The 7504-nt window shown below is 61.4% G+C and carries 9 protein-coding genes; all 9 read left to right on the top strand.

Features of this window, described 5'->3' with window-relative positions; genetic code table 11:
- Positions 1 to 1073: 1073 nt before the first annotated feature.
- The 9 genes from LI72_RS16025 to LI72_RS15985 all read left to right on the top strand — a co-directional run bounded on the left by LI72_RS16025 (position 1074) and on the right by LI72_RS15985 (position 7463).
- Complete coding sequence (locus LI72_RS16025) at positions 1074 to 1394, top strand: DUF736 domain-containing protein (RefSeq protein WP_033926903.1); 321 nt, start codon at positions 1074 to 1076, stop codon at positions 1392 to 1394.
- Between the two features lie 175 nt (positions 1395 to 1569).
- On the top strand, positions 1570 to 1779 hold the full coding sequence (locus tag LI72_RS16020; protein ID WP_033926902.1) for a transcriptional regulator domain-containing protein: 210 nt from the start codon (positions 1570 to 1572) through the stop codon (positions 1777 to 1779).
- 82 nt (positions 1780 to 1861) lie between these two features.
- On the top strand, positions 1862 to 2332 hold the full coding sequence (locus LI72_RS19695; protein ID WP_081985124.1) for a DNA -binding domain-containing protein: 471 nt from the start codon (positions 1862 to 1864) through the stop codon (positions 2330 to 2332).
- Between the two features lie 132 nt (positions 2333 to 2464).
- Positions 2465 to 2737, top strand: a complete 273-nt coding sequence (locus tag LI72_RS16010) for a helix-turn-helix transcriptional regulator (RefSeq protein ID WP_033926985.1) — start codon at positions 2465 to 2467, stop codon at positions 2735 to 2737.
- Positions 2738 to 2743: 6 nt separating this feature from the next.
- The gene (locus LI72_RS16005) at positions 2744 to 3598 is read left to right on the top strand and encodes a replication initiator protein A (RefSeq protein ID WP_033926900.1); all 855 of its coding nucleotides are present in this window, start codon (positions 2744 to 2746) and stop codon (positions 3596 to 3598) included.
- A 251-nt stretch (positions 3599 to 3849) separates the two neighbouring features.
- A complete protein-coding gene (locus LI72_RS20095; protein ID WP_197051940.1) occupies positions 3850 to 4254 on the top strand; it encodes a DUF2840 domain-containing protein in 405 nt (134 codons plus the stop codon).
- Entirely contained in the window at positions 4251 to 4793 is a 543-nt protein-coding gene (locus LI72_RS15995) for a S26 family signal peptidase (RefSeq protein ID WP_033926899.1), read from the top strand. The genes LI72_RS20095 and LI72_RS15995 overlap by 4 nt, the downstream gene beginning before the upstream one ends.
- Positions 4739 to 5488, top strand: coding sequence for a lytic transglycosylase domain-containing protein (locus LI72_RS19690; protein WP_231562498.1), 750 nt, complete (start codon positions 4739 to 4741; stop codon positions 5486 to 5488). The genes LI72_RS15995 and LI72_RS19690 overlap by 55 nt, the downstream gene beginning before the upstream one ends.
- A 244-nt stretch (positions 5489 to 5732) precedes the next feature.
- Positions 5733 to 7463: a DUF3363 domain-containing protein gene (locus LI72_RS15985; protein ID WP_033926898.1), complete on the top strand. Its 1731-nt coding sequence runs from the start codon at positions 5733 to 5735 to the stop codon at positions 7461 to 7463.
- The last annotated feature ends 41 nt before the right edge of the window (positions 7464 to 7504 follow it).

Genomic DNA, 7504 nt, shown 5'->3' with positions numbered 1-7504 from the left:
CTTCTTCCCCTGGGAGAAGACCGACCTAGCCGACAAGCTCAAGGCCGCGCTCGCCTGATCTTGCCGCAACGGCAGAACGCACAAAGGGCCGGGTCATCACAGCGATGATCCGGCCCTTCTTGTTGCTGTGTCACGGAGCGGGAAAGGCAATACTCAGGGGGCCCTTAGCTAGCAGGTTACAGATCCGGGCTGTTTGTGCACGGCAAGAACCCAGGTTCTCTCGTCTTACAAGCAGATGATTGCTGGAACGACCTGAAGCACGCTGCTTTGCGGAAATGACCGATATAACCTGCATGAAAGGTACTGGTGCCCGCCGTCGCGGTCATTCTGTTGATCCTTAACTTTCCTCATGGCATTGACCGTTATCGCGGTCGTGAAGTGGTTTCATGACCGCTAAAGCCGGCATTGAGGTTCACATGAACGAGCGTCCCCGCACTTATTCGCGCGTGACGCGCGAAGCGCTGACCATGATGTGAGGTGAAAGATGATTTCTGACTGACATCAAGCAGCTGGTGCTGCCCAAGGTCCTGTCCCCGCAGCCACCGAAGCTTTCGTGTGGATATGGCTGCCAGGCGCGCTCGAGCCTGTCATTGCCGGGCGGATCGAGCCCGATGGAGGACTTTATGTTTTCAATTATGGCCGTCCCTGTCTAGAGCGCGCCGACGCCATACCTATCTATGTGCCGGAGTTGTCCCTCCAACGCGGAAGGTTCGTTCCGCAAGCCCCGCTTGAAATGGCCGGGTGCGTGCAGGACGGTGCGCCTGACGTATGACTGCATCGCGGTGTAGCACAGATATCCCCCTTCCCTGGCCTGCCTGGCCCTGTCTGGCCTCGTCCATGGCCTGGATTGGCAGAAGTCGGCCTTGCCTTCTAGCCTTTGCTGCAACGCTGGCCGCTTTGCCTTTCTTCCCCTGTGCCTTTGGGCACATTCCTCGCGATACAAGAAAGGCGGGCTGCCCGCGTCCTTCACGGATGTTTCGGCCCCAAGGGGTGCAGCAGTCCAACCTTCTGCCTTCAATCCGCCATCGAGGCTGCGATGGGCGCAGCTTCGAACACACGAAAAGGATTGGAACATGGCTACCATCGGAACATTCACCCTCCAGGGCAACGCATACAAGGGCGCGATCACGACCCTGGCACTGCAGCTCAAGACCGTGCAAATCACCCCCGGGGACAGCACAAACCAGAACGGCCCTTCGCACCGCGTCTTTGCAGATGGCACCGAAATCGGGGCAGCATGGACCAAGCAGTCAAACGAAGGCCGGGCCTATCTGTCGGTCAAGCTCGATGACCCCAGCTTTTCCGCGCCGATCTTCGCCAATCTGTTCGCAGACGAAGATGGCCACTCGCACTCGCTGATCTGGTCGCGCACCAGGCGATCCAACCGGGAATGACCGGCTGGGACGGGTTCCTGCCTCGCCATTGCCAGGCGGGAACCCATCCCGCTGCGACACAAAACCAAGGGCTGCAACGATACATGCAGGAGAACCGCTTATCCCCATTTGGGGACAACGGCTGTGCCCAGAAGCGGACTTCTGCCGAGCCCGCCCCAGATCCAATCAAGCCTGTATGGAAAAGGCCTGGACAGGATCGGTCAGCGCGGCGGCACTTGATTTTGCCGCGCATGACTTTGCCGACTTTGCTCAGGAGTTTCTCAGACGCAACCAGGCCTATCGCGACGGTTATGCCCGGGTCATGAAGACGCCCGCAACCAGCCAGCCTTGGGCATCGGAGGGCCTGGCCCGGCAGTGGGGCCTGTGCTTTCCCCTTCGATCCTGAAGCTGCGCCGCGCGAAGCGCCTGCCCTCTGGCAGCGGGAGCTCTTACCCCAGATCCTTGAGATCGAAGCCCCGGATCTGGACATGGCGCCCCTCGCCCCTTGCAGCTTTGACATTCTTGCGCAGCATCGCCTGCGCGACCGAGCCAATCTGGTGCTTGGCAGGGAAGCGCACCGCGTGCGGTTGTGTGTTCGTCTCGTGCCGACACGCACCGAAGCTTCCATCATCCTGGTCCACGATGGTCATCTTGCGCGGCGCGCCCGCGCTGTCGCTGCCTATGCGCAGCTTAGCCAGCGGCCACATGCAGACCTCGCAGGCCTGCTGCCCGGCACCTACCAGCGTGCCACGCTGAGCCGGCTCGTTCAAATCGCAGATGCCCTCTCTTCCGGCGCAACTAGCAGAGACATCGCCTACTCGATCGTCTTTCCCCGCCATCAGCCGCTGTCAGGTGCGGCCTGGAAAGGGTCTTCCGAACGCAGGCACAGCTGGCGACTGATCCAGAAAGCGCGCTGGTATCTGCAGCATGGCTATCGGCACCTGCTGTCCAGAGGTTGACCGTGTTTGGCCGGGGTGACCGATCCTCCCCCACGGCAACGCGTCACTCCGTGCGCGCGCATTTCCTGCGCCATGGATGGCTGGAGCCTGCGGCGATGCGCTGCTGGGCTCGTTTATCGCCGGAGCATTACCATGAGCGCCATTCCTAACCCTGTCATTGCCCGCTTTCTCAGAACCCCTGATGCCGCCGTCCATCTTGGCCTTTCGGCCCGCACGCTGGAGAAGCACCGCTGCTATGGCACGGGTCCAGCCTACCGCAAGCTGGGCGGCCGTATCGTCTATGCCATCAGCGATCTGGATGCCTGGGCCGAAAAGGGCTTGCGGCAATCGACAAGCGATCCCGGCAAGGGCACCGTTCATCCTGCCAAACGCCTCGATGGCTACACGCCTCCGGTCCGGCGCTGATCCGCCATGGCCGTTCTCGCAAACCCGGCCAAGACCGCCATCAGCCCGCGCGAGGCGCAGGTCCTTATGGCATGGCCCTTCTTCAGCCTGTCCAAAACCAGACGGACGCGGCCCATCTCCCTCGACATGGGCCCGACACGCATCCTGGTCGAGCCTGACGGCGACCTTGGTATTGCAACGATCTGGGATGCCGACATCCTGACCTGGATGATCACCAGCATCGTCGAGGCAACAGACATGCGCGCCTGCTGCTCGCCCCTGATGATCACCCCACCCCGGCAGATCCTGACGCTTTCCGGGCGCGGAACTGGTCAGGCCAGCTACGACCGCCTCAGGGCTGCCTTAGCCAGGCTTGCGCAGACGCGGATCACCGCAACCATCCCTCAGCGTGCACCATGGCCCGATCTCGATTGGTCCGAACCCTTTTCGTGGATCAGCCGTTGGGGTGAACGCTTTGATGACCGCGGGCGATCGACCGGGATCGAGCTGGAGATGTCGCAGCAGCTCTTTGCGCTCGTTCAGGATCCAAGGCAGGTCCTCACCATTAATCCGCGCTACTTCGCTCTGACAGGTGGAATCGAGCGGTGGTTGTATCGCATCGTGCGCAAGCACGGCGGACGCCAGGCCAATGGCTGGAGTTTCGACCTTGATCATTTGCATCTCAAGTCGGGCTCGCTGGCCAGTCGCAGGCGCTTCGCTTTCGAAATCCGTGCGATCGTGCGCCGACAGGCGCTGCCGGGCTATGTCCTCGGCTTGGAAGATGGCCGGCTTGGCCAGAGGCTGCGCTTCTGCCCGGTGCGGTCAGAAACCTTGCCCATCGACAGGCGCCCTATTCAGCGCAGGTCTGGGGAAAAGCTGTGACAGCGCACGAACCATCAGGGACGCCATCGCGCAGACCACCAGGAACGCCTGGATCGGACGATCAGGAACCAAAATCTGCTGCGACTCGCCAAAGCGATCCGGCGTCTGCAGCGCCTAACCTAGCTAACAGGCAATCTGATCGATTGCTGCTAACGTCCTCTTGCTGTGGACAAGCTGCAGAACGCGGCCCTCGAGCAGATTCAGATCGCGCTCCTTTGGGTTCTACTCATCAGACATTCACCCGGGTCGAGTTGCACAAGGAACGCGGTCTGCACAAACACTGGCTGCGCTTTGGCAAGCCCGCTGCCAGCACGCGTGATAGCCGGGGCCATCGGGTCGAATGCTACGCCCCCGGACAGATTTTCGGCCTGGCGCAGTCAATAGCGGCGACGCGGGGCGATGCGTCCTCAACATTTGAAGTCCATCAGGCATGCGGCTCATCACAGCAGCAGCCGGTATCGAGCAGCTGCTTAACAGGCTCCATCATCCTGCTTTCCGTCAAGGGATGGCGCCACGTTCGCCACGTCTTGGGACTGATCGACGCGATCGAAGCGCTCGGCATCGATCCGTGCAGCCTTGCGCCTGCCTTCTGGCTGGAAATCCACATGCGCCTCGCCGGACGGCACACGCGAGAACCGAAGGCCCCTTACCCATGAAGCATGCAGCCTTCCTTTCGGCGATCACAGTATCGGCACTGGCCATCGCATCGCTGCTGCTGCCCGAGCGCCGGCTCCTGATCTGGAATGTCACACCATCAGTGCCAACCGGGCTCTACTGGCTGGGAGACGGCAAGCAGCTGGGAGTGGGCGACTATGTCGCCATCACTCCCCCTCCTGACATGCGCAAGTGGCTGTCCGAGCGTGGCTATCTTGCGTCAGGCATGCCGCTACTCAAACGCATTGCAGCGGCCGAAGGTCAGCAGATCTGCCGCTTCCGTCATGGTATCATGATCGATCGCAGACTGGTTGCGCTGGCCCGCGCCCGTGACCGGCTGGGGCGCACGCTGCCCGTTTGGGCCGGATGCCGCACGCTTGGTCGGCATGAATTCTTCGCGCTCAATCCAGCGCGGGCCGATAGCCTCGATGGACGCTATTTCGGCCTGCTGCCCCGCACAGCCATCCTCGGAAAGGCGGTTCCAGTGTGGACACCCGCCAGCCGATCGGACGCTGTCCAGCAATCTTCACCGGAGCAATAGAGATGCCCTACATGTTTTGGATCAGCGGCATTTGCCTTGCATGCGCGGCGAGCATTCCTGCGCAAACCAATGCACGACCTGCGCCGTCTCCCGACAGCTTTGAGCATGTCGATATCGCACCCCATGTGCGCGAAGCATCGCTGGCCTTTGGAATTCCCGAACACTGGCTCTACGCCATTATCCGGCAGGAGAGTGCAGGCAGGATCAATGCTGTATCTGCTGCCGGCGCGATGGGACTGATGCAGCTCATGCCATCAACATGGCAACATCAGCGCGCGCGTCTTCGTCTTGGTGCCAACCCGTTCGAACCTCGCGCAAACATTCTGGCGGGTGCATCCTATCTGCGCGAGATGTACGACCTGTACGGGCTCGATGGTTTCCTGGCCGCCTATAATGCTGGCCCAGGTCGCTATCGCCAGTGGCGCGACAAAGGCAGACCGTTGCCTGCTGAAACGCGGGCCTATGTCGCAGCTCTGTCCGCAGCCATGTTTGAGCCTCACCGCATATTCGCGACGACAACCAGAGCCGACATGGTCACACGCTGGACCAGCTCAGCGCTCTTCGCCAGCCAGCCGACAAGGGTGCCGCTGCCCCCTGAATCACCAACCGACCCGCGGGATATGCGCGATACCACGGCTGGGAAACAGCCGGCTGAAGTCCTTTTTGCCAGAATCCTCAGCTGGCCGGCACAATGACACTGGTGTCCAAGCCATGTCGCAAGATGGAGGGCCGCAGCAAGCCTTGGTTAGGATCGCTGGCCTGCTTCGGTCTGGTTCGTGGAGGATGGCGAGATAAAAGGACCGCCGCCGCCTCATCAGCAAGTCGCTGCTACCACTGCAAGAAATGCGCCGCCACATGCATGGGTTGGCTGTCACGGCGCATCGCACATGGCGATTTTGCGTCAGTTTCAGCGCCGTCGCACCTGACGCCGGCTGTCTGATGGAAAACGAATTCGAGATCGAAATGCAGCCGAGCCGGACACGGGACCGGCTGGCCACCAGAAGCGCCGGCTCGCTTGTCGGGCAGGTTCTGCAGGCTTCAAGGCGCTCGGGTGCCTCCCCTGTCGGCGCGCGCCAGACCAGGGCCCGGGGCACCGGACACCACGGGCGTGGCCGCGACGCAGCGCTCCGCGCAAACAGAATTCTGCGCGACCGAAGGGTGGTCATCAAGGCGCGCGTCGTTAAACACACGGGAAGCAAATTCGCATCCGCACCGATCTCCCGGCACATAGCCTATCTTCAACGGGAAGGCGTCACCCGCGACAAAGCACGCGGTGAACTCTTCGACGCCGATCATGACCATGCAGATGGCGAAGGGTTTTCATCCCGCTGCGATGCCGACCGCCATCACTTTCGTTTCATTGTCTCGCCGGAGGATGCTGTCGAGCTTGGCGATCTGCGAGCCTTCACCCGGGAACTCATGGATGACATGGCGAGGGATATGAATACGCCGCTGGAATGGGTGGCTGCGGAGCACTGGAATACCGATAATCCGCACGTCCACATTCTCGTGCGTGGCAAGACATCTATTGGCAGCGACCTTGTCATCGACCGGGAATACATGCGGCACGGACTTCGCTGGCGCGCCGAGGATCGTGTCTCGGTGGAGCTCGGGTTACGCAACGACCATGAACTGAATGCAGCAACGCGTCGCGAGATATCCGCCGAACGCTGGACCGGGCTGGATAGGGAACTCGCGCAGATCCAGGAGCGGGAAGGCTCGATCGACCTTCGCCACGATCCGGGCGAGGACAAGCGCCGCCAAGCGAACCTGATTGGCAGGGTCAATACATTGTCGCGGCTGGGGCTGGCTGACGAAATCGAGCCGGGCCGATGGCGAATTGGCGACAACGCCGAGCAGACACTGCGCAGCCTGGAGCTGCGCGGAGATATCATCAAGTCCATGCATCATTCGATGTCGCACCATTGGCGAAGAGATCTTGCTCAGCTGCCAACAGATCAAGCCGTTCCGGGCCTGTCGGTCACAGGCCGGCTCATCCACCATGAGCCAAGCGGCGATCTGCCTGGAGGAGCCCATGTCGTCATCGAAGGTGTTGATGGCAGACGACACGGTCTGCCCGTCACCAATGTCGTCGGCGCAGACGAGCTTTCTGCTGGAGCGATCGTTCGCGTCGACCTCTCCAGGAACACAAATGAGCGATCAACACTGTCAATGCTTTCAGCTCTGACCCTCGAACAGCAGGTTACAGCCAGCGGGCCGACATGGTTGGACCAGCAACTCGCCGCACCCGACTCTGCGCTCTTTGGCGAAGGCTTCGGTCAGGAGGTGCATCGCGCGCTCTCAGAGCGAGCCACCAACCTCGTTGCTCAGGGCCTGGGCCACATGCAGAATGGAAAGCCTGTGCTTGGCGACCACCTGCTGGACGAGCTGAAACAGCGGGAACTTGCGGAGGCGACCCGGAACATTTCGAGGAGCACCGGCCTTATGGTGCTACCAAGCGGCCTGGGAGACCACGTTGCTGGCACTTGTCGCCAACAGGTTGACCTGAACTCTGGCCGGTTTGCCATGATCGACAATGGCATGGGCTTCCAGCTTGTACCCTGGGAACCGGCGCTTGCCAGAAGACTGGGCCAGGAGGTGTCAGGGCTGATCAATCACCATGGCGGCGTCGACTGGAGCTTTGACCGTTCACGATCGATCGGTTTGTAGCACTGAGGCTGGACGGGCGGTGTCGTCGCCCTGCCCTGCAG

It is taken from the genome of Sphingomonas sp. 35-24ZXX (genome assembly GCF_000786215.1).
GTDB lineage: Bacteria > Pseudomonadota > Alphaproteobacteria > Sphingomonadales > Sphingomonadaceae > Blastomonas.
This window is presented reverse-complemented; position numbering and strand designations above follow the sequence as displayed.